The sequence below is a fragment of the Mesorhizobium sp. M1027 genome (assembly GCF_040318745.1).
Classification (GTDB): domain Bacteria; phylum Pseudomonadota; class Alphaproteobacteria; order Rhizobiales; family Rhizobiaceae; genus Mesorhizobium.
In genome coordinates this window covers 463,816-485,049 of record NZ_JAMYMW010000001.1, presented here as the reverse complement: position 1 = coordinate 485,049, position 21,234 = coordinate 463,816, and the positions used below count along the sequence as shown (strand labels likewise).

Here is a 21,234-nt window from a genome sequence, read left to right as displayed (position 1 = left end):
AGGAACGTTATTCAGCGTCCTTGGCGGCCTTCTTCTTCGGCGCGGCCTTTTTCTTCGGCTCTTCGGCGTCGTCGTCGGCCTTCTTTGCGTCCGCTTTTTTCGCAGCCGCCTTCTTCGCCGGCTTGGCCCTGGTTGTCTCCGTATCCCCGTCGTCGGCCAGCAGCTCTTCCTTGCTGACTTTGACATCGGTGACCGAAATCTGGCCGAGCAGATGGTCGACCACCTTCTCTTCGAACATCGGCGCGCGCAACGTGTTCAGCGCTTCGGGATTGTTGCGATAGAATTCGAAGGCTTCCTGCTGCTGGTTGGCCGGGTAGCGGCGTACCTGCTCGAACAGGCCGCGCTGCAGTTCCTCGTCCGTCACCGTGACGCCGGCCTTCTCGCCGATTTCGGCGAGAACCAGGCCGAGACGCACGCGGCGCTCGGCAAGCCGCATATATTCAGCACGCGCTTCTTCTTCCGTCGTCTCTTCGTCGGCAAAGGTGCGCCCGGCGGCTTCGAGATCGCGATTGACCTGGTTCCAGATGTTGTTGAACTCGGCCTCGACGAGCTTGGACGGGGCCTCGAACGAGTAGGCAGCGTCGAGCTGGTCGAGCAACTGCCGCTTGACTTTCTGGCGCGTTATCGAGCCGAACTGGTTCTCGATCTGACCGCGCACCACCTCGCGCAGGCGCTCCAGCGATTCCAGGCCGAGATTCTTGGCCATCTCGTCGTTAATCTCAAGCGCGCCGGGCTTCGACACTTCCTTGACCGTCACGTCAAAAGTGGCTTCCTTGCCGGCCAGATGCGCCGCCTGGTAGTTTTCCGGGAAGGTAACCGTGACCTGCTTCTCGTCGCCGGCCTTGCTGCCGACCAGCTGGTCCTCGAAGCCGGGGATGAATTCCTTCGAGCCGAGCACCAGCGGCTGATCGGTGCCGGCGCCGCCGTTGAAGGCTTCGCCGTCGATCTTGCCGACGTAATCGATGGTCACGCGGTCGCCCTCGGCGGCCTTGCCGGTCTTCGGCTCGTAAGTGCGGGCAGATTCAGCGACACGCTTGACCTGCTCATCGATCTCTTCATCCGGCACGTCGAACACCTGGCGCGTCACCTTGATGTCGGAGAAATCCTTGATCTCGATCGGCGGAATGACCTCATAGTTCAGGCGGAACTCGAAGTCGGCACCGCCTGCCAGGATCTTCTCGGCTTCCTTCTCGTCCTCGGTCATGATCACTTCGGGCTGCATGGCAGCCTTTTCGCCGCGCCCGGTGATGATCGAACGGGTCGAATCGTTGAGGATCTCGTTGACCACTTCGGCCATGAACGACTTGCCGTATACTTTGCGCAGATGCTGCACCGGCACCTTGCCGGGGCGGAAGCCGTTGATGCGGACCTTGTTCCTGGCATCGGAGAGCCGCGCCATCAGCTTGGCTTCCATGTCACCAGCCGGCACGGTGATCTTGATCTCGCGCTTGAGACCGGAGTTGAGCGTTTCGGTGACCTGCATCATAAAACCTTTGTTTCCACCAATGAGGCCGTCAAACGGCCCCTGCCGCTTACAGCCTGCCGGTATGATCTTGCCGGGAATGGCTTTTGGTGCGGGACTTGGCGATCTGTCCGCTCAACGCGGCACAAATCCTCCAGAAATACGCTCCAAAATGTGAATAAGTCTTTGTTTTTCCTACTTCTTATCACATTCTGCAGAAGCGGATCGTCGCGTCCCGTCACATTCGACACGCCTTTTGTCACAGCCGCGGCCGATTTTCAACCATCTTTGCACTCCGGCCAATGGTGCCGATGTGGGCTCTGACATTGACAGAATGATGGCTACATGGTGCCTACCCAGATATCAGGGGACCGTTCCAACATATGAAAGGCTCGGATGGAAAGGCACATCACCTCCGAGACCTGTGGGATGTGGGACGAGATGCAGAAGACCCTCGGCTGGGACGATGTTGTGGTCCATACGCTGCGGCACACCTGTGCGAGCTGGCTGGTCAAGAACGGCGTCGACCTCAAGCGCATCCATACGTGGCTCGGCCACAAGCGCATAGAGACCACCCCCAAATACGCCAAGCTGGCTACCGGTGATCTGGACCTTGCCGGCGACATTCTCGGTGACAGCCTCGATGACAACAAGCCGAAGCTGGAGGTTGTGAAGAATGGGTAGACGCTCAAAGGCTGCCGACCAGGAAAGGGTCGTCCCCCGCCAAGTCATACAAACGTGATCGGCCCGTTTCGAGTAAGTTCGTTCCGATCTATGTCCGTTGGTTCCACTCTATTCCTGTTAATGCCGATTGCTATTTGTTTGTTTCCCCAAGGCGTCTCGGGACAACTGCACTTAAGCCATTGACATCGCGCCACGGCTCACCGCTTATCTTAGCAGTTCCTTGTTAGAACTTTTCTCAATGGCGAGATCTGTCTTGAAAGGAACGCTCCCATGATAATCACTCTCGACCTCGGGCAGGTGCTCACCCTGACCGCAAGCGTGTTCGGCGTCGTGGCCGGACTGATCGCGATTGCGCGCTTCTTGAAATGGTGGTGGCACAAGCCCTAGTCGGGCCGACTGCGGCCAAGATCCACTATTCCTCTCCCCGATCCACGATGATGATGGAAGGATCATCAGCGGCACCATAAGCGAAGGTTTCTGGATTTGAGGTAATCGGAACGCGTCCAATGCGAATATTACCGCCACTCGTGACAATCGTGAGCCGTTCGCCCGACCATTGCAGCTCCTCCACGACGACCGGATCAATACCGAAACTGATAGCGACATCCACTGGGGTCCAAGCAGTAATAGCGCCATCTTCAAAAACGACGGAAAAATCGTCGGGTGAATGGTTTAGCTGTCGTATGGCCTTTCCAAGTATGCGATCCCCGAGCAAATCCATCCGTCGCTCCTCCACGTCGCCCGTCTTCTAGCCCAATCACCACCTCTGGAAAGACGGCTTGCAGCCCGGCGCTCAGTGCCAAGAGTTTAATTGGCATTGATACCCTATACGACCAATGTGTGAGGAGCACATCGCTTACGCCCCAGGAATCGGGTGAATGACCCCGACCCCGCTACCAAAACCGCCGCGTTGACTTGTGACAATGCCCGTGACAAACGGTGACGAAGTGACAAACTTTCGCGGGTATGGCGGAACTGGTAGACGCACTTGGTTTAGGTCCAAGCGTTGAGAAACATGGGGGTTCGAGTCCCTCTACCCGCACCAGCTCCCTTAGCGGAACAGATTTAGGTTCCAGTGCCGAAAGGCGTGGGGGTTCGAGTCCCTTCATCCGCACCATCCTCGCTCTTCGAGCTTCGGGTGGCAGGCCACTCGAAGCTCCTCCGAAGCCCTGGCGAAGGAGGATCATTGGCAAGGCCGTCGCGCGATCTAATTCTAATAAAGCGGCTCCTCGAACAGTGTCTTGTCGCCGTCGACCAGCGCCTTGATCTGCGCCGTGCCGTTGGCCGCGATCGCCACGCGGATGCCGAACGGCCGCACCCGCATGTCGTTCTGGATCGTTATCCCCTCGCCTTCCGGCAGATAGAAGCGCTCGATGCCGTACTCCGGCGCGATCGTCGTTGCTCCCTGGCTGATATCCCAGCCCTCGGAGACGTGTCCGACGATATCGGCTTCGCCGGATGCTGCCGGCGCCGGCGCTTGCCCGAACCAAGCCGCGGTCGGCCCCCAATAGCCATCGGCGCCCTGCTTCAGCCTGACCACGATCGACGTTTCCTCGCTGGAAAGCTTGCCGGCCGGAATGTTGCCGATCAGTTTCACCGGTATGCGCGAAATATCGTAGCCGAGCAGAATGTAGTCACCGCGCAAGAGATCGCGCGGATCGATCGGCTCGACTCTGAGCAGGACCTGCTTGCCATCGCGCAGGATTGCCGCGCGTCCGGCGATGATCCAGCTCAGAAAGCCAATCTGGACGAGCGCCACGACCAGCGCCGAGATGATCAGTCTTTTGCCGGTCATCATGCCGCCGCTCCTGTCATGTTCGAGGCGTTCATGCGCTTTTCTATGCGGATGATAATGAAAGCAAGAACGGCGAGAAGCACCGCCGCCGCAAGGAAGAAGCCTGCCGTGTCGAGCATTGATTGCAGCATCACCACATAGATGATGGCGAGTTCGAAGGCGAAGCCGGCATAGGCAACCCAGCGCAGTCCCCGGCTCTCGCGGCCGCCCAGCACGATCGCCGCGACGATGCCGGCCAGCGCAACAGCCGAGGCAATGGCGAAGCCGCTATTGTAGCTGCTTTCATCCGCCAGTTCGAATTGGATCATCGCCAGGCCGGTGAGAAAGCCGATCAGCGCGTGCAAGGGTAACCTGCCGCCGAGTTGCAAAACCCTCTCGACCGGCCCGGCAGCAAAGATCGCAGCGGTAAAAAGCAGCACCGACGCGGCAACGAGCGGGATGGCGACTTGCAGCGTGTCGTATTCCATGGCCAACAGCACGAGGTAGAAAAGGACCGACAGGATGATCAGGTGGCGCGCCGCCTGGCTGCGCGTCCAGAACGAAACGGCGAACAGAATTAGCGCCATGACCACGAAGAGATGCGGAAATTCCGTGCGCCGGAAGTAGTCGAACCCTCTCAGGAACAGCCAGGCATCGGCGATGCCGACGGCAGCGACGGTCAGCGGGTTTGAGCGCAGCGCCACCGCCGCCAGCGCCGTGCCGGCGCCCCAGGTGGTCAAGGCCGAGGCCTCGTCGCCCGACAAATGATACATCTGGCCGATCAGCGCGATCGATCCGCCGAACGCTGCTGCCGCGACGATCCACAGCGCCTCGCCGATCGCCGCATGGTCGCGCATCTTCAGCACCGCCCCGCCGACATAGCCGGCAAGGATAACGGCAAAAAGTGCCGCGACCCGCACCAACCGCGGGATGACTTCCCAGTTGGCGGCGATGAAGATCAGGATAGCGGCGCCGAACAGCAGCGCCGCCATCATCGCCAGGATCGAGCCGAAACTCAGCGATTTGCGTTCGTTTGCCTCGACGTCGCGCGTCAGCGCATAGGCTGTCGGCGCGTCGATCAGGCCGGCCTGTTGCCATCGTGCGATATCCGACCTGACCCGTGACGAATAGCTCGCCATGCCCCTCCCCCTCTGCTTGGTCCTTTTAGCTTGTCCGGCCAAGCGTTTGACCTAACGGCATTTTCCGATCTGGGCGGAAAACCGGACGCGCGTTAATGTTGCATTGCACAATTTGCATTGCTGCCATGCACCAATAGCGCTTTTAAATCGATATGACCCCACCTATTTTCACGGTGCACACAAAGACGGAATGATCCGAAAGAAAGACGAAACGAGACTACCATGAACCTGATCCACAACTATCGCAACTGGCGCCGCTATAGGGACACCGTGTCCGAGCTGAGCCGCCTGAGCACCCGTGAACTGACTGATCTCGGCATCAGCCGCAGCGACATTCACTACGTCGCCCGCAAGTCGGTCTAATCCTTCGGGCCGCAAATGGTCCGAACCAGTTTTGAAAAGAGAACGACAATGAACCTGATCCGCAACTACCGTAACTGGCGCGTCTACCGCGAGACGGTTACCGAGCTGGGTCGCCTGTCGAACCGCCAGCTCAACGATCTCGGCATCGTCCGCGACGAAATCAAGATAATCGCTCGCAAGGCGATCTAACCACAAGAATTTCGCCAGGGTCGACCTCCTCCCCGACCCTGACGGATACGGTCAGCCTTCACCTCCTCCCGAGGGTTGACCACAAAAACGGCGCCCGCCGGACCTCCTCCCCCGGCGGGCGTTGTTTCTAAAAAGGGTTTCGCGCCCTTTCAAACGGCGAAAAGAATTTCGTCAAAGCCGACCTCCTCCCCGGCGATGACGAATACGGTCGATCTTCACCTCCTCCCGAGGATCGACCAACAAAACGACACCCGCCGGACCTCCTCCCCCGGCGGGTGTTGTTGTTTTGAGGCGGCTTCCCCCGTCAGCCATTCTCCCGCGTGGCAATTGCAATCCTTGCGCCAAGCGACTATTTCGGCGCTCATGAGCAACAATCCCATTCACGTCATCGGCGGCGGTCTCGCCGGCTCCGAAGCCGCCTGGCAGGCGGCCGAAGCCGGCGTTCCCGTTGTCCTGCATGAAATGCGTCCCGTCCGCGGTACCGACGCGCACAAGACCGACGGACTGGCCGAGCTCGTCTGTTCCAATTCCTTCCGCTCCGACGATGCGCAAACCAATGCCGTCGGCCTGCTGCACGCCGAAATGCGGCTGGCCGGTTCACTGATCATGAGCGCCGGCGATGCTCACAAGGTGCCGGCCGGCGGTGCGCTTGCCGTCGACCGCGACGGGTTTTCTGACGCGGTGACCAGAACGCTCGAAACCCATCCGCTCATCACCATCCAGCGTGAGGAAGTGCCCGGCCTGCCGCCGACGGAGTGGGACCAGGCGATCGTTGCCACCGGACCGTTGACAGCGCCGTCGCTCGCCCAGTCGATCGCGGAAGCAACCGGCGCCGACGCGCTCGCCTTCTTCGACGCCATCGCGCCGATCGTCCATTTCGACACGATTGACATGGACATCTGCTGGTTCCAGTCGCGCTACGACAAGGTCGGCCCCGGCGGCACCGGCAAGGACTACATCAACTGCCCGATGGATAAGGAGCAGTACCTTGCCTTCGTGCAGGCGCTGGTCCACGGCCAGAAAACCGAATTCAAGCAATGGGAAGGCACGCCCTATTTCGACGGCTGCCTGCCGATCGAAGTGATGGCCGAGCGCGGCGTCGAGACATTGCGCTACGGGCCGATGAAGCCGATGGGACTGACCAATGCGCATAATTCGTCTGTAAAGGCGTATGCCGTCGTTCAGCTTCGCCAGGACAATGCGCTGGGCACGCTCTATAACATGGTCGGCTTTCAGACCAAGCTGAAGCACGCCGAGCAGGTGCGCATATTCCGCACCATCCCCGGGCTGGAAAACGCCGAGTTCGCCCGCCTCGGCGGCCTGCACCGAAACACCTACATCAATTCGCCGACGCTGCTCGACGCTTCGCTGCAGTTGAAGTCGCGGCCCGGCCTGCGTTTTGCCGGCCAGATCACCGGCTGCGAGGGCTATGTCGAGAGCGCCGCCATCGGCTTGCTTGCCGGGCGTTTCGCCGCCGCCGAAAGGCTTGGCCACGCGCCGTCGCTGCCGCCCTTGACCACCGCCTTCGGCGCATTGCTCAACCACATCACCGGTGGCCACATTGTCTCCGACGACGAGCCGGGAAAGCGCTCTTTCCAGCCAATGAATGTCAATTTCGGCCTGTTCCCGCCCGTGGAGGCGCCAAAGATCGAAGGCAAGCGGCTGCGCGGCAAGGACAAGACGGTCGCCAAGCGGCACGCGGTGACATCGCGTGCGCTCGCCGACTGCCGCGAATGGCTGGGGATGCCCGCGCGGTCAGAGGCGGCGGAATAAGGTTCCGGTCTTCGTTCTTGCGGATTGCTCGGCGGAGGAGTAGGATAATATCCCACTCCTAACCCGAGGCTAAATCTATGGAATCCGCCGAGAAACTTTCAGTCACGATCACCCCCGCCATGGCGCGCATGATCCGCGAAAAGGTCGAGGACGGCTCCTATGGATCGGCGAGCGAGGTCGTCCGCGCGGCACTTCGCGCCTTTCGGCGCGAAGAGGAAGAACATGCCGAGCGCATGGCCTCGATCAGGGCACGCGTAAAGACATCGATCGAGGACACGAGGCCTGACATCCCACTGGACCAGGCAATCACGAGAGTAAAGAACAGGATTTCGGAATTGGCGAGAGACAGCAATGATTCAGCGTCTCGCCGTAGTTCTTAACGAAAGCGCGCTCATAGACCTGGAATCGATTGCCGCCTACATCCTCGATAATGGTGGAAGCGAAAACATAGCCAACAGTTTCGTCGATCGGATCAAGGTGCGCTGTGGAAATATTGGCAATGCACCGCGTGGCGGCCGACCGCGCGACGACATTGCACCGGGTTTACGAACGGTGCCGTTCGAGCACTCGGCTATTATCGCCTATATTGTCGGCGATGACCTCGTCCGTATCGTCAACATCTTCTATGGGGGGCGCGACTATGAAGTGTTGATGCGCGACGGCGGATCGAGCGACCCATCGTAATGGAATTCCCTCGCGGCGGCAGCTACGGTTCCGGTTCCCCGAATTCCGGCCTTTATACCGCTGTCCAGCCTTGCGTGGCGCGCCGGAACAACAGCCAATGCCGGCGCAGGGCTGAGAGCCGCGCCACATCCTTGAGAGGCGAGCGGCGGGCATTCTCTATTCTGTCGAGATAGGCGCGCGTCAGAGCCAGCGGCAGAAAGGCCGGGCGCAGTGAAACCGGCAGAGCGAACGCCCCCTGCTCGAAAGCGGAAAGATGCTCGCGTGCCAGCGCGATCATCGCGGCGACCGCGCGTTCCGCGCCCGGCCCGCCGTCACCTGTAACGAACTCTTGCGGCGACGATCCCGCCGCAGCCAAAATATCGGCCGGGACAAAGCACTGTCCCCGCTTGCGATGCAGCGGCAGCAGAAGCAGGAGACCGGTCATCGCCTGCGCACAACCTGCCCTGCCGGCAAGATCGGCAAAGCGCGGCGCTTGGACCGGATCGAGCACCATCGCCGCAAGCTGGATGAGTGCTGCGGCAGTCTCGCCGCAATAGCCTTCGAGGTCGGTGCGTGACGGCATCGGATCGTCATAGAGATCGAAGATGCGCGCTTCGAGCATATTGTCGAAAGCGGCCTTAGGCAGGCGGTGAGCGGAAATCGCCGTCCTCAGCGCGTCCGCCACGGGATGGCCGATCTGAGTCCGATCCTCTTCGGCGGCGATGACGTCGCGCCACCATTGCAGCCGCACCTCGCCCGGCAGCGCCTCGTGGATGCGATCGCGTACGCCGGCGATTTCGGCGTTGAAGGCATAGAGCGAAAACAGCGCGTCACGCTTGTTCTCGGGCGCATAGAGCACGCTGAGATAGCGGTCATGGTCGGCGGCACGCACCGTCTCCATGACGAGTTTGGTGTTTTCGGCCACGTCAGTCGACGGCGATGAGCGCTGCGGCCACGGCGCGATCTTCCGCCAGCAGCACATTATAGGTCCGCACCGCCGCCCCCGTCGACATCGGATCGGCGGAAATGCCCGCTTCTTTCAGTGCCGTACGCAGCGCGGCAGGCAATGGTCTCAGATCCTTGCCGCTGCCAACCAGCAGGATCTCAACCTTGGCGGCCTCGTTGAACAGCTTGGCGAAATCCGCTGCCGTCAGCGCCAACGGATCGGCCGGCTCCCAGCCATAGATGCCCGAAGGCAGGCACAGCAGCGAGCCGCGATGCGACATGTCGGCAAAGCGGAAACCGCCATTGCCGTAAGCCTCGATCGGTGCGCGGCCCGGGAAATGCGCCTCGCGGATGACGATGCCCTTGGCCACTTTTGAGGCAAGCCGTCAGGTAGCTATGGCTTTGCCGCCGCCCACCGGCTTTTCCTCATCGGACGCTGTGGCCTGCGGCCGCAGCTTGAACAGGATAAGCAGTGGCGCGGCGATAAAGATCGACGAATAGGTGCCGAACACGACGCCGAACAGCATCGCCATGGTGAACGAGCGGATCACCTCGCCGCCGAACAGCACCAGCGCCAGCAACGCCAGGATCGTCGTCACCGAGGTCAGCGTCGTCCTCGACAGCGTCTCGTTGATGGCGTTGTTCAGCAGTTGCGGCAGCGGCATTCGCTTGTATTTTCGCAGATCCTCGCGAACGCGGTCATAGACGACGATGGTGTCGTTGAGCGAATAACCGATGATGGTAAGGATCGCCGCCAGCGACGACTGGTTGAATTCCAGGCCGGTGATAACGAAGAAGCCGATCGTCATGACCACGTCGTGCACGGTCGCAACGATGGCGCCGACCGCGAACTGCCATTCGAAGCGGAACCAGACATAGATCAGGATGCCGAGCAGCGCGATAAGCATGGCGATGGTGCCTTGCTTGGCAAGCTCGCCCGAGACCGTCGGCCCCACCACTTCGACGCGGCGGAAATCATACTGATCCTGCAGCTCGCCGCGCACCTTGTCGATGACGGTCTGCTCAGCGTTCTCGCCGCCCGCCTGCGTGCCGACGCGGATCAGCACGTCGTTCGGTTCGCCGAACTGCTGAACCTGCACCTCGCCGATATTAAGTTCCGTCAGCCTGCCGCGGATGTCGGCCAGATCGGCATTGCCGACCTTGGACTGCACCTCGATCAGTGAGCCGCCCTTGAAATCGATGCCGTAATTTATGTCGATGGTCATGAAGCCGATGACCGACAGCACCGAAAGCACGCTGGACAGTGTGAACGTCCAGCGGCGGATACCCATGAACGGAATTTTCGTGCCTGGTGGAATGAACGTCACAGGCGCCCGCGGCAACTCCTTCGGACGGGCGCGGCGAAGCCAGATCGACACGAGCAGGCGTGTGAAGGTGAAGGCGGTGAAGACCGTGGTCAGGATGCCGATGGCATAGGTGACGGCAAAGCCCTTCACCGGCCCGGTTCCGAGCCAGAACAGCACCACGGTCGCGATCAGTGAGGTCACGTTGGAATCGACGATGGTCGCCAGCGCCTTGCTGAAACCGGTATCGATTGCCTGAATGACCGAGCGGCCGGCACGTCGCTCCTCGCGGATGCGTTCATAGATGAGAACGTTCGAATCGACCGCCATGCCGATGGTCAGCACGATACCGGCGATACCGGGTAGGGTCAGTGTCGCTCCAAGCAGCGACAGCAGCCCGACGATCATCGCCACATGCACCGCCAGCGCGATGTTGGCGAGGAAGCCGAGGAAACCGTAGGCGACGAACATGAATGCCACCACCAGGATCGACCCGATGATGCCGGCGACCTTGCCGGCATGGATGGAGTCCTGGCCAAGTCCCGGCCCCACCGTCCGCTCTTCGATTACCGTCAGCGTCGCTGGCAAGGCGCCGGCGCGCAGCAGCACGGCGAGATCGTTGGCGCTCTCGGCGGTGAAATTCCCCGATATCTGTCCGGTGCCGCCCGGGATCGGTTCACGGATCTGCGGCGCCGAAATCACCTGATTGTCGAGGATGATGGCAAACAGCTTGCCAACATTCTGTGCCGTCGCCTGGCCGAACCGCTGCGCCCCTTTCGAATCGAACCGGAACGAAACAACCGGCTCGTTGGTCTGGGAATTGAACGTCGCCTGGGCATCGACCAGGTTTTCGCCGGAAACGATGACGCGGTTCTCGATCAGGTACGGAACCGGCGGGTCGTCCTGCGAATACAGCACCGAGGATCCCGGCGGCGGGCGGCCGTTCAGCGCATCCTGCACCGGCATCGACTGGTCGACCATCTGGAAGGTCAGCTTGGCAGTCTGGCCAAGAATTTCCTTCAGCCGTTGCGGATCCTGCAGACCAGGCACCTGCACCAGGATACGGTCGTCGCCTTGGCGCTGCACGATCGGCTCGGTGGTGCCGAGTTCGTTGACACGACGCTCGACAACCTGGATCGCCTGCGTCAGCGCCGTCGAGGTGCGATATTTGATTCCCGCATCGGTGACGGAGAATTTGAGCAGGCCGGGCTCGGAATCATCCAGCGTCATCTCCTGGATGGAGCCGCCGCTGAACAGGCCTGTGGCCACCGGATTGGTCAATGGTTTCAAGGCTGTCTTGGCAGCGTCGATCTGTGCGGGATCGGTGATGCGGACCTGCACCGTGCGGCCCGTTCCGGAAAGGCCGGTATAGCCGATCTTGGCATCGCGCAGCAGCGTCCTGATTTCGTCGCGCGTCGTCTCCAGCCGATCCTTGATCAGATCGTTCGGATCCATCCTGAGCAGGATGTGCGAGCCGCCCTGCAAGTCGAGGCCGAGCGTCATCTGCCGCTTCGGCACCCAGTCGGGCAACTTGGCCAGCGTGCTGGCGGAAAAAAGGTTGGGCGCAGCGAGGACCACTGTGGCGGCCACGGCCAGCCAGATCAGGATCATCTTGAAGCGCGAAAAATAAAGCATCAGTTCTTATCCGTTCAGGCGTACAAGCGGCAGCATTCCGCCATCGGTCGGTTTGCGGGCATATTTCTAATTCTGACCACGGCCGGCCCTATCGTGCTTCCTCGGCGATTGTCAATCTTGCTGGCAAGGGGCCGGTGCGCAGCAGCAGGGCGAGGTCATTGGCGCTTTCAGCGGTGAAATTTCCCGATATCTGACCGGTGCCGCCTTCAATGGGCTCTCGGATAACAGGCGCCGAAATAACCTTATCGTCTAATATAACCGCAAACGGCTTGCCGATATATTGCGTCGTAGCCCATTTGAAACGCGCCGTACCCCGGGAATCAAGCCGGAATGAGACGACGCGTTCATCGGTCGCCAAATTGCGGGTTGCTTGCGCATCCAGCACATTTTTACCTGAAAGGATAACCCGATTTTCGATCAAGTAGGGAACCGGAGGATCGTCCATCGAATAAAAAACCGCCGAGCCGACGGGCGGGCGGCCGCTGATTGCCTCGTCGACTGGCATCGACAGATCAACGAGTTGGAAGCTCAGGTGACCGGGCCGGGTGAGAATTTGTCCTAGCCTTTGCGGATCGGCAACGCCCGACGTGCGGACCAATATGCCGTCTTCATTCGTTGACCGAACCACCGGGTGGGTGGCGCCCAGGTCGCGGATACGATCTTTGATGACTTCAACCGACTGTGCAAGCGCGGCCGAAGTTCGATACTTCAAACCTGCATCCGTTACGGTGAATTTGAGCAGGCCGGGCTCACTGTCGTCCAGGGTCATTTCCTGGACGCCGCTGTCCGCGACAGGATCGGTCACCGTTTTGATTGCCGCCTTGGCGAGGTCAAGCTGAGCCGGATCTGTTATGTGCACCTGAACGGTCCGAGCCGAACTGGCAAGGCCGGTATAGCCGATCCTTGCTTCGCGTAGCAGCGACCGGACCTCGTCGCGTGTCGCTTTCAGCCGGCCCTCGATCACGTCGGTCACATCCAACCTGAGCAGGATGTGTGGACCATCTTGCTGGCTTGCTTCAACTATTGACTGGCTTTCGGCAAGCCATTCGGGTCGCGTGGTATGCAAACCGGCGGCGAAGATATTAGTCGCGTGGAAGACAACCGTGCCGGCCAAGGCAAGCCACTTCAGGATCATCTTCAGGCGCCAAAGGTGGAACATATGCCGTCGTTCGTCAGAGCCCTGCCCGCGGATCGTTCCGCCGACAATTCGGTTATTTCTTGGCGTTCTGGTTCGCCACCGGCTCGCCCTTGACGCGCACGTCGGCGATCGTCGATCGCAGCGCCGTCACCTTGGTGCCACCGCCGAGATCGATCTCGAGCTCGTTGTCGTCGATGACCTTGGTCACCTTGCCGACAAAGCCGCCGCCGGTGACGACGGTGTCGCCACGGCGAACCGCCGCCAGCATCTCGCCGCGCTTCTTCAGCTGCGTGCGCTGCGGCCGGATGATCAGAAAATACATGATCACGAAAATCAGAGCAAACGGCACGATCTGGATAAACATTGCGGACGAGTCCCCGCCGATGCCTTGGGCGTATGCCGGTGTCACGAACATCGAGGTACTCCTGAATTTTAAAAACAGCCGCAAACCGTTCTGGGAATTTGACGGCCCCGCCAAATTTGGCCGGAATATAGTCGGTAACGTTGCCAATGCAACTGCGCGGCCGGGCAAATCGGCTGCTTTTCCGGCCTGGTGAGCCGTGTTAGAGGGTGATCCCGAAAAGCGACGCTCGGTTTTCGCAAAAGATGATGCCCGAACAAATGCTTGGGACGAGTTTCGAAACCGCTGAAATCAGGTAGGTTGGCCTGCCGCACCGTCCCGAATGCGAAACAAAAAGACGAGAGATGACCGACAGCACCATCGATATCCTGAGCCAGAAGCTCGACCGTCTGATCGAGGCGATCGCCCGCCTCGCGCCGCCGCCGGTGCCGCAAACCGACCTCGGCGACGCCGATTGCTTCGTCTGGCAGGCCGACCCCGGCTATCTGGAGCCGGTGCTCAAGGTCAACCGCGTCGACATCGGCCTGATCCGCGGGGTCGACCGCGTCCGCGACATATTGGTCGACAACACCGAGCGCTTCGCCTCCGGCTATGCCGCCAACAACGTGCTGTTATGGGGCGCGCGCGGCATGGGCAAATCGTCGCTGGTCAAGGCCGTGCACGCCGCGGTCAACGCTTCGACCGAGCTCGACCTGCCGCTCAAGCTCATCGAGATCCATCGCGAAGACATCGACACGCTTCCGAAGCTGATGAGCCTGCTGAAGGCAGCGCCCTTACGCTTTATCCTGTTTTGCGACGACCTGTCATTCGACCATGACGACACGTCCTATAAATCGCTGAAGGCAGCGCTTGAAGGCGGCGTCGAGGGCCGCCCGGCCAACGTGATCTTCTACGCCACCTCGAACCGGCGGCATTTGTTGCCGCGCGACATGATCGACAATGAGCGCTCGACGGCGATCAATCCGTCCGAAGCGGTCGAGGAGAAGGTTTCGCTGTCGGACCGCTTCGGCCTGTGGCTTGGCTTCCACAAATGTTCGCAGGACGAATATCTCGACATGATCGACGGCTATGTCCGCCATCACGATCTCGCCATCGATCCCGAGACGCTGCGCGCCGAGGCGCTGGAATGGGCGACGACGCGCGGCAGCCGTTCGGGCCGCGTCGCCTGGCAGTTCACCCAGGATCTGGCCGGCAGGCTCGGCAAGCCGCTGAAGGATTAGCCGCTCAAGGGCTAACAGCAGAAGAAGCCCGCACCTTGCGGAGCGGACTTCCTCGGCGGGCTGAAGGTCAGGTGGCCCGCAAATCGCTTTTCGTCGTCTATTCGAGATAGGTCGAAGGATCGACCGGCGCCGAGTTCTTGCGCACTTCGAAATGCAGTTTCGGCGAGTCGGTGGTGCCGCTCATGCCGGACAGGGCGATTTCCTGGCCGCGCTTGACCTTCTGGCCGCGCTGCACCTCGATCGAGCTGGCGTGGCCGTAGACGGTGACCAGACCGTTTTCGTGCCGCACCAGCACCGTGTTGCCGAATTCCTTGAGGCCGTCACCGGCATAGATGACGACACCGTTTTCAGCCGCCTTGACCGGCGTCCCCTCGGGCACGGCAATGTCGACGCCGTCCTTGCCGCCGCCGAAGCTTGAGATCACGCGGCCGCGCACCGGCCAGCGCATCTTGCCGATGCCGGTCGCGTCCGGCGCCACCGCATCGTCGTCCTCGGCCTGCTGGATGACTTTCGCATCCTTCTTCGGCGGCGTGTAGGAGGCGAGCGTCTGCGTCGGCGTGGCCTTGGCCGGCGGCTGGGTGGTGGCCGTCGTCACCGGATCGACCTTTGCCGGCTTCACGCCGGCGACGACAGCGGTTCCGCCTGCCGGCACTTTCAGGGTCTGGCCGATCTTGAGCAGTCCATCCTGCATGCCGTTCGCCTGCTTCAGCGCAACGACGCCGACGCCGGTCTTTCTGGCAATGGCGGACAGCGTATCGCCTTGCTGAACCGTGTAAGTGCCGCCGGCACCGGCCGGTTTGGCCGTCGCCGAAGCCACCTTCGCCGCAGTCTTTCCATCCTTCGGCTGGCTCGCGGCAGCCGAGGCGTCCACCTGCGCGGCAGACTTGCCTTCCCTGAGCTTCGGTTGCTGCGGCAGCACGGCCACCTTCGCCGGCGCCTCGGCCGGCTGGTCGTGCCTGGTGCCGTTCGCGGGCTTGGCGTCGGCGACTTTCGGCGCGGCGCCGTTGCTCGAATACGCATAGGCCGGGATGACGAGCTTCTGGCCGGTCTTCAGCCCCTTGGTCGCGCTCAGCCCGTTGACTTTCATGATGGCATCGGCCGGCACGCCGTAGCGCCGTGACAGGCCGGAAATGGTCTCGCCGTCCTTGACGACGATCTCGGTTGCATGCGGCGCGCCGGCGGCCGTCGCCATGCGCGGCGCGTCGGGCTCGGCGTTCTTGAACGGCCTTGCCGCCGGAGCGACGGTGCCGGTTGCCGTCCTGTCGACACGAGGAGCGGCAGGCGCCAGGGCCGGCGCGGCAGCGGTACGCACCGGCCGGGCGGCAGGTGCCAGGGCGGGAGCCGGCGGTGGCAATTGCTGCGCCGTGACCGGTTCGAGGCTTGAGCGGCTGACCGACTGGGTGTGGCTGCCGTCGATCGGCGCGGCCGCAACATCGCCCGGATAGGGCTGGGCAGCATCCTGCTTGTCGATGATGGCGCGCTGGTTGTTGGTCGAGGCGGTGAACACGTCGTCGACGCTGTTGAACCGCGCCACCTGGGAACTACACCCCGTCGCAGCGCCTGCGATCATGAGGACGGCGCAGCCACGCGCCAGATTGCGTCCGTTTGCCTTCAAAACACTGAATTGCATCGCACTAACCCGCACAGACCCGGTACAACTGAGTGTGATTAAAGCGCGTTAATGTTACCGGTCGGTTAAACCTGTAGAATCAGGCGCAAATTTTCTTAAAATATTCCAGGATCCGGGCGCCGGGTGTGCCGAGATTCAGGTCAGGCCGAGCCGAAAATGGTAGGTTCCGAGAACCGGAGCGGAGCGTACTTTTGGGTACATGAGCACCGGAAGCGGAGGAAACCGCCATTTGCAGGCCGACCTCACCTGAATATCGACACAGCCTAGATCACTGCGGCGACACCGTGCAGGATCGGCTGCAGGCGCACCAGGCCGATATCCTCGCGTTCGAAGCGGCTGCCGACCTTGGTAAGCTTGGCCAGCACCTGCTCGCCCTCGTCGGGTCCGATCGGCGCGATGACGATGCCGCCGCTCGACAATTGATCGAGGAGAAAGCGCGGCAGGCTGTCGAAGGCCGCCCAGGCAACGATGCGGTCGAACGGCGCTTCGTTGGCCAGTCCGTTGGAACCGTCCGCCTGACGCACGATGACATTGCCGATGGCGAGTGCCTCAAGGCGCTGCCGGGCCTGTTCGGCCAGCGTCTTGTAACGGTCGATGGTGACGATCCGCGCGGCAAGCCGCGACATCACCGCCGCCGTGTAGCCCGACCCGGTGCCGATCTCGAGCACGCGGTTGCCCGGCTCGATCGCAAGTGCCGCGATCACCGCCGCCTGCAGGTCGGCGCCTTCGATGGCCTCGCCGCATTCGATCGGCAGCATACGGTCCGACCAGGCTATGGAGTGAAAATGCGGAGACAGAAAGCCGCGCCGCGGCGTCGCCTCAAAGGCGGCGATCAGCGCCTTCGGCACCGTGCCCCTGCCGCGCAGGCGAAGCAGGAAGGCAGCGAAACCTTCGCGCTCGTCGACCGTTGCAGCGTGGTTTGAGTTCATGCGAGCGCCTTGGCCAGTTGATCGCGGATTTCATGCGCGGTGAGATCGAGCTGCAGCGGCGTCACCGACACCAGCCGATTGCGCAAGGCATGGAGGTCGGTGCCTTGCTTGCCCTCGACCGGCTCGCGGCCGAAGCGCAGCCAGTAGTAAGGCAAGCCGCGCCCGTCGCGCCGCTCGTCGACCCACAGGCTGTGGACCAGCTTGCCCTGCGAAGTAACCACAGTTCCGGCGATCTCTTCCGGCGTACAATTCGGAAAATTGACGTTGAGCAGCACGCCGTCCGGCAACGGCATGGCGACGAGCTTTTCGAGCAGCGCCGGCGCCAGCGCTTCGGCGGTCTCGTAGGGAACGACGCGGTCCTCGCCGACATAGGAATAGGCCTGGCTGATGGCGATCGAGCGCACGCCGAGCAGCGCGCCTTCCATGGCGCCGGCGACCGTGCCCGAATAGGTGACGTCGTCGGCGATGTTGGCCCCGGAATTGACGCCGGACAGGATCAGGTCAGGCGCTTCGGGCAGGATCTTCTTCACGCCCATGATGACGCAGTCGGTCGGCGTGCCGCGCACCGCAAAGTGCTTTTCGCCGATTTTCCTGAGCCGCAGCGGCTCCGAGATCGACAGCGAATGCGCATAGCCGGACTGATCCTGTTCCGGTGCCACCACCCAGACGTCGTCCGACAGCGTGTGCGCGATGCGTTCGAGTGATGCAAGGCCCTCGGCATGGATGCCGTCGTCGTTGGTCAGAAGGATGCGCATTATGTCGATTCGATCTTTTCCAGACCGCCCATGTAAGGCCGAAGCGCTTCAGGAATGGTTACGCTGCCGTCCTCGTTCTGGTAATTTTCGATGACGGCAATGAGAGCGCGGCCGACGGCGGTGCCCGAACCGTTCAGCGTGTGGACGAAGCGGTTGCCCTTGCCGTCCTTGTCCTTGTAGCGGGCGTCCATGCGCCGCGCCTGGAAATCGCCGCATACCGAGCACGACGATATCTCGCGATAGGCATTCTGGCCGGGCAGCCAGACCTCGATGTCGTAGGTCTTGCGCGCACCAAAGCCCATGTCGCCGGTGCACAGCGTCACGGTGCGGAACGGCAGGCCGAGCCGCTTCAGCACCTCCTCGGCGCATTCGGTCATGCGCTCATGCTCGGCAACCGAAGTCTCCTGGTCGGTGATCGACACCAGTTCGACCTTGTAGAACTGGTGCTGGCGCAGCATGCCGCGCGTGTCGCGCCCGGCCGAGCCCGCCTCGGAGCGGAAGCACGGCGTCAGCGCCGTATAGCGCAGCGGCAGTTTTTCGTGCGGCGTGATCTCGTCGCGAACGAGATTGGTGAGCGGCACTTCGGCGGTTGGGATCAGGCCAAGCCTGCCGTCCCCGTGCCGAACGAAGAATAAATCCTCCTCGAATTTCGGCAGTTGCCCGGTTCCGAAAAGCACCTCGTCGCGCACCATCAACGGCGGCTGGATCTCTACATAGCCGTGCTCGGTGGTGTGCAGATCCAGCATGAACTGGCCGAGCGCGCGTTCCATCCGCGCCAGGCCGCTTTTGAGTACGGTGAAGCGCGAGCCGGAAAGCCGTGCTGCCCGCTCGAAATCCATCATGCCGAGCGCTTCGCCGATCTCGAAATGCTCCTTCACCCAGTTCGGCCGCGTCGGCACCTCGCCGACGACGCGCTTGACGACGTTGTCGTGCTCGTCCTTGCCGACCGGCACGTCGTCGAACGGCACGTTTGGCAGCACAGCCAACACATCGTTCAGCGCCTTGTCGAGCTCGCGCTCGCGCGCCTCGCCATTCTGGATGAAGGCCTTGATCTCGCCGACCTCGGCCTTCAGCCTTTCGGCAAGAGCGGCGTCGCCCGAGCGCATGGCATTGCCGATCTCCTTCGAGGCGGCGTTGCGGCGTTCTTGTCTGGCCTGCAGCTCGGTCAGATGCTCGCGCCGCGCCTCATCCGCCGCGATCAAGTCGTCGACCGTGGACCGCGCATCCTCAGCCGACCACGAGCGCTTCTGGAGCGCTTCGACAAGGGCCTTCGGGTTGTCGCGAATCCATTTGATGTCAAGCATGGTCTGTTCGTCCTTGAGTAGGCCAGAGGGGGTAAACCGCATCGATGCAAGGCGTCAAGGCAGAGTTCCTTCGCGCACCCCTCTGTCCTGCCGGACATCTCCCCCACGGGTGGGGAGATCGGCCGTCACTGCGGCTTTCGCCAATCTCCGGCGCTGAAAAAGCAAGCCATCGGCGAAGTTGCCAATCTCCCCCCAAGTGGGGGAGATGTCCGGCAGGACAGAGGGGGGCGCTGTCCCGCCGACCTCAGGCGGCAACACCGGAACTTCAAAAGGAAGAAACAAAAAAACCCGCCCTGAGTGGGCGGGTTTTTGGAGCCAATTGGCACCATAGCCAAATTAGTAGCATAGCTGCCGGCACAAAGCAAGAACAAAGTTGCAGCGGCCGGAAGAAAGATGCTGTCCGCTTCAACCGAACCTACGTCGAAGACGCGTCCGCCGGCTTGTCGGCCACCTCTTCCGTGGCGTCCTGTTTTTCGCGAGCCACACGGTCGCGCTCCTTGCTGCGTTCGATCAGCCGGGCCGACCAGATCGAGACCTCGTAGAGCAGGATCGTCGGAATGGCGAGGCCGATCTGGCTCATCGGGTCGGGCGGCGTCAGCACCGCCGCCACGACGAAGGCGATGACGATGGCCCATTTGCGCTTCTCGGCAAGGGCCGTGGACGACAGCATGCCGACCCGCGTCATCAGGCTTGTCACTACCGGCAACTGGAACACCAGGCCGAAGGAGAAGATCAGCGTCATGATCAGACTGAGATATTCGGACACTTTCGGCAGCAGCGAAATCTGCACCTGGTCATTGGTGCCGGTCTGCTGCATTGCGAGGAAGAACCACATCACCATCGGCGTGAAGAAGAAATAGACCAGCGACGCGCCCATCAGGAACAGGATCGGCGAGGCGATCAGGAACGGCAGGAAGGCATTGCGTTCGTTCTTGTAGAGGCCGGGCGCGATGAATTTGTAGATCTGCGTGGCGATCAGCGGAAAGGCTATGACCATGCCGCCGAACATGGCGAGCTTGACCTGGGTAAAGAAGAATTCCTGTGGCGCCGTATAGATCAGCTCGACCTTGTGCGGGTCGAGCCCAGCCCATTGCGTGGCCCATTTGAACGGAATGACCAGAAGGTTGAACAGCCGCTTGGCGAAAAAGAAGCAGACCAGGAAGGCAACAAAAAAACCGCCGATCGACCAGATCAGGCGCCGGCGCAGCTCGATCAGGTGCTCCATCAGCGGAGCCGACGATTTTTCGATCTCGTCCTTTTCCTTGTCCGAAACGCTCACTTGGCGGCTCCCGCCGTTTTCCTGGCGGCCGGCTTCTTCGCTGCTGACGCCGGCTTCTTCGCTGCTGGCGACTGCGGTTTCGGCTCGGCTTTTGCGGCGGCCTTTGGCGCAGCGGTCTTTGCCGGCTTGGCCGGCGCGGCGGCCGCGGCTTTCGCGGGCGCCGGCTTCTTCCTTGCCGTAGATGCTTTTTGCGGCACTGCCGCCGCAGCCGTTTGCGCCTGCACGGCCGGCGCCACGACGGACTCGTCCGTCATCGCCGGAAAGATCGGCGTGGCCGGCGTCGGCTCCGGCGGGCTGACGCCCGGCATCGTCGTTGCGCCGTTGTTCAGCGGCTCGGCTGCCTGCTCCGTCGAAGCGGCGGCATCGACGGCCGGCTTGGGTTTCATCACGGCGTCGACGCCGGAACGGACGTCGGCGGCGGCCTGTTCGAATGGATTGAGCTGCTTCCTGATCTCGGCTGCCGGATTGAGACTTCTCAGCGAATCGACCGACTTCTTGACGTCGTCGAGTTCGGCTTCCTTCAACGCGTCGTTGAACTGCCGCTGGAAATCGGACGCCATGGCGCGCAGCTTCGCCGTCGTGCGACCGAAGGTGCGCAGCATGTTGGGCAAATCCTTGGGCCCGACGACCACGATCATGACGATCGCGATCACCAGCATCTCGGTCCAGCCGACTTCGAACATGGCT

Annotated in this window: 23 protein-coding genes and 1 tRNA gene; 9 read left to right on the top strand and 15 right to left on the bottom strand. The window is 61.7% G+C overall.

The annotated features are described in order from the left end of the window. Window positions 1-7: 7 nt before the first annotated feature. Window positions 8-1,483 (bottom strand): trigger factor, encoded by a 1,476-nt coding sequence (gene tig, locus NKH50_RS02315; protein ID WP_352876892.1) that lies wholly within the window; start codon window positions 1,481-1,483, stop codon window positions 8-10. Between the two features lie 375 nt (window positions 1,484-1,858). Here tig and NKH50_RS02310 point away from each other — a divergent pair, with 375 nt between their 5' ends. Then, complete coding sequence (locus NKH50_RS02310; RefSeq protein ID WP_352704515.1) at window positions 1,859-2,146, top strand: tyrosine-type recombinase/integrase; 288 nt, start codon at window positions 1,859-1,861, stop codon at window positions 2,144-2,146. Between the two features lie 412 nt (window positions 2,147-2,558). Here the strand turns inward: NKH50_RS02310 and NKH50_RS02305 are convergent, their stop codons facing one another. Continuing rightward, window positions 2,559-2,867 (bottom strand): hypothetical protein, encoded by a 309-nt coding sequence (locus NKH50_RS02305; protein WP_352704517.1) that lies wholly within the window; start codon window positions 2,865-2,867, stop codon window positions 2,559-2,561. 239 nt (window positions 2,868-3,106) lie between these two features. Between NKH50_RS02305 and NKH50_RS02300 the strand changes: the two genes are divergently transcribed. Then, window positions 3,107-3,191: transfer RNA gene (locus NKH50_RS02300), tRNA-Leu, on the top strand. Between the two features lie 168 nt (window positions 3,192-3,359). On the opposite strand, the gene NKH50_RS02295 is transcribed toward NKH50_RS02300, so the two are convergent. Further along, window positions 3,360-3,944, bottom strand: coding sequence for a GDYXXLXY domain-containing protein (locus NKH50_RS02295; protein WP_352704519.1), 585 nt, complete (start codon window positions 3,942-3,944; stop codon window positions 3,360-3,362). Then, window positions 3,941-5,059, bottom strand: a complete 1,119-nt coding sequence (locus tag NKH50_RS02290) for a DUF2157 domain-containing protein (protein WP_352876429.1) — start codon at window positions 5,057-5,059, stop codon at window positions 3,941-3,943. Before NKH50_RS02290 ends, NKH50_RS02295 begins: the two co-directional genes overlap by 4 nt. 222 nt (window positions 5,060-5,281) lie before the next feature. Here NKH50_RS02290 and NKH50_RS02285 point away from each other — a divergent pair, with 222 nt between their 5' ends. The 5 genes from NKH50_RS02285 (at window position 5,282) to NKH50_RS02265 (ending at window position 8,068) form a co-directional block, all read left to right on the top strand. Further along, a complete protein-coding gene (locus tag NKH50_RS02285; RefSeq protein WP_352876426.1) occupies window positions 5,282-5,422 on the top strand; it encodes a DUF1127 domain-containing protein in 141 nt (46 codons plus the stop codon). 48 nt (window positions 5,423-5,470) lie between these two features. Continuing rightward, on the top strand, window positions 5,471-5,611 hold the full coding sequence (locus NKH50_RS02280) for a DUF1127 domain-containing protein (protein ID WP_352876424.1): 141 nt from the start codon (window positions 5,471-5,473) through the stop codon (window positions 5,609-5,611). Between the two features lie 363 nt (window positions 5,612-5,974). Further along, entirely contained in the window at window positions 5,975-7,384 is a 1,410-nt protein-coding gene (gene trmFO, locus NKH50_RS02275) for a methylenetetrahydrofolate--tRNA-(uracil(54)-C(5))-methyltransferase (FADH(2)-oxidizing) TrmFO (protein WP_352704523.1), read from the top strand. Between the two features lie 77 nt (window positions 7,385-7,461). Then, window positions 7,462-7,764, top strand: coding sequence for a type II toxin-antitoxin system ParD family antitoxin (locus tag NKH50_RS02270; protein WP_352704525.1), 303 nt, complete (start codon window positions 7,462-7,464; stop codon window positions 7,762-7,764). After that, entirely contained in the window at window positions 7,736-8,068 is a 333-nt protein-coding gene (locus NKH50_RS02265) for a type II toxin-antitoxin system RelE/ParE family toxin (protein WP_352704527.1), read from the top strand. The genes NKH50_RS02270 and NKH50_RS02265 overlap by 29 nt, the downstream gene beginning before the upstream one ends. A 52-nt stretch (window positions 8,069-8,120) precedes the next feature. Here the strand turns inward: NKH50_RS02265 and NKH50_RS02260 are convergent, their stop codons facing one another. The 5 genes from NKH50_RS02260 to yajC all read right to left on the bottom strand — a co-directional run bounded on the left by NKH50_RS02260 (window position 8,121) and on the right by yajC (window position 13,484). Further along, window positions 8,121-8,948 carry a phytoene/squalene synthase family protein gene (locus NKH50_RS02260; RefSeq protein WP_502906835.1) on the bottom strand — a complete coding sequence of 276 codons (828 nt, stop codon included), beginning with the start codon at window positions 8,946-8,948 and terminating at the stop codon, window positions 8,121-8,123. Between the two features lie 25 nt (window positions 8,949-8,973). Beyond that, window positions 8,974-9,363, bottom strand: a complete 390-nt coding sequence (locus NKH50_RS02255) for an Mth938-like domain-containing protein (RefSeq protein WP_352505854.1) — start codon at window positions 9,361-9,363, stop codon at window positions 8,974-8,976. A gap of 15 nt (window positions 9,364-9,378) precedes the next feature. Then, window positions 9,379-11,931, bottom strand: coding sequence for a protein translocase subunit SecDF (gene secDF / locus NKH50_RS02250; protein ID WP_352876419.1), 2,553 nt, complete (start codon window positions 11,929-11,931; stop codon window positions 9,379-9,381). Between the two features lie 88 nt (window positions 11,932-12,019). Further along, window positions 12,020-13,090, bottom strand: a complete 1,071-nt coding sequence (locus tag NKH50_RS02245) for a SecDF P1 head subdomain-containing protein (protein ID WP_352876417.1) — start codon at window positions 13,088-13,090, stop codon at window positions 12,020-12,022. Window positions 13,091-13,142: 52 nt separating this feature from the next. Continuing rightward, entirely contained in the window at window positions 13,143-13,484 is a 342-nt protein-coding gene (yajC, locus tag NKH50_RS02240; RefSeq protein ID WP_254818328.1) for a preprotein translocase subunit YajC, read from the bottom strand. Here yajC and NKH50_RS02235 point away from each other — a divergent pair. Both NKH50_RS02235 and NKH50_RS02230 read left to right on the top strand, forming a co-directional pair. Then, on the top strand, window positions 13,390-13,626 hold the full coding sequence (locus tag NKH50_RS02235) for a hypothetical protein (protein ID WP_254818400.1): 237 nt from the start codon (window positions 13,390-13,392) through the stop codon (window positions 13,624-13,626). The two genes, yajC and NKH50_RS02235, sit on opposite strands and share 95 nt — an antisense overlap. Before the next feature lie 148 nt (window positions 13,627-13,774). Next, complete coding sequence (locus NKH50_RS02230) at window positions 13,775-14,650, top strand: ATP-binding protein (protein ID WP_352876416.1); 876 nt, start codon at window positions 13,775-13,777, stop codon at window positions 14,648-14,650. Between the two features lie 97 nt (window positions 14,651-14,747). On the opposite strand, the gene NKH50_RS02225 is transcribed toward NKH50_RS02230, so the two are convergent. The 6 genes from NKH50_RS02225 to tatB all read right to left on the bottom strand — a co-directional run bounded on the left by NKH50_RS02225 (window position 14,748) and on the right by tatB (window position 21,230). Then, window positions 14,748-16,280: a peptidoglycan DD-metalloendopeptidase family protein gene (locus NKH50_RS02225; protein WP_352704536.1), complete on the bottom strand. Its 1,533-nt coding sequence runs from the start codon at window positions 16,278-16,280 to the stop codon at window positions 14,748-14,750. A 263-nt stretch (window positions 16,281-16,543) separates the two neighbouring features. Continuing rightward, the gene (locus tag NKH50_RS02220; protein ID WP_352479785.1) at window positions 16,544-17,209 is read right to left on the bottom strand and encodes a protein-L-isoaspartate(D-aspartate) O-methyltransferase; all 666 of its coding nucleotides are present in this window, start codon (window positions 17,207-17,209) and stop codon (window positions 16,544-16,546) included. After that, on the bottom strand, window positions 17,206-17,964 hold the full coding sequence (surE, locus tag NKH50_RS02215; RefSeq protein WP_352505850.1) for a 5'/3'-nucleotidase SurE: 759 nt from the start codon (window positions 17,962-17,964) through the stop codon (window positions 17,206-17,208). Before surE ends, NKH50_RS02220 begins: the two co-directional genes overlap by 4 nt. Then, a complete protein-coding gene (serS, locus tag NKH50_RS02210) occupies window positions 17,964-19,268 on the bottom strand; it encodes a serine--tRNA ligase (RefSeq protein ID WP_352505849.1) in 1,305 nt (434 codons plus the stop codon). Before serS ends, surE begins: the two co-directional genes overlap by 1 nt. Before the next feature lie 415 nt (window positions 19,269-19,683). Beyond that, window positions 19,684-20,547: a twin-arginine translocase subunit TatC gene (gene tatC, locus NKH50_RS02205; protein WP_254818322.1), complete on the bottom strand. Its 864-nt coding sequence runs from the start codon at window positions 20,545-20,547 to the stop codon at window positions 19,684-19,686. Then, the gene (tatB, locus tag NKH50_RS02200; RefSeq protein WP_352505848.1) at window positions 20,544-21,230 is read right to left on the bottom strand and encodes a Sec-independent protein translocase protein TatB; all 687 of its coding nucleotides are present in this window, start codon (window positions 21,228-21,230) and stop codon (window positions 20,544-20,546) included. The genes tatC and tatB overlap by 4 nt, the downstream gene beginning before the upstream one ends. Window positions 21,231-21,234: the final 4 nt, after the last annotated feature.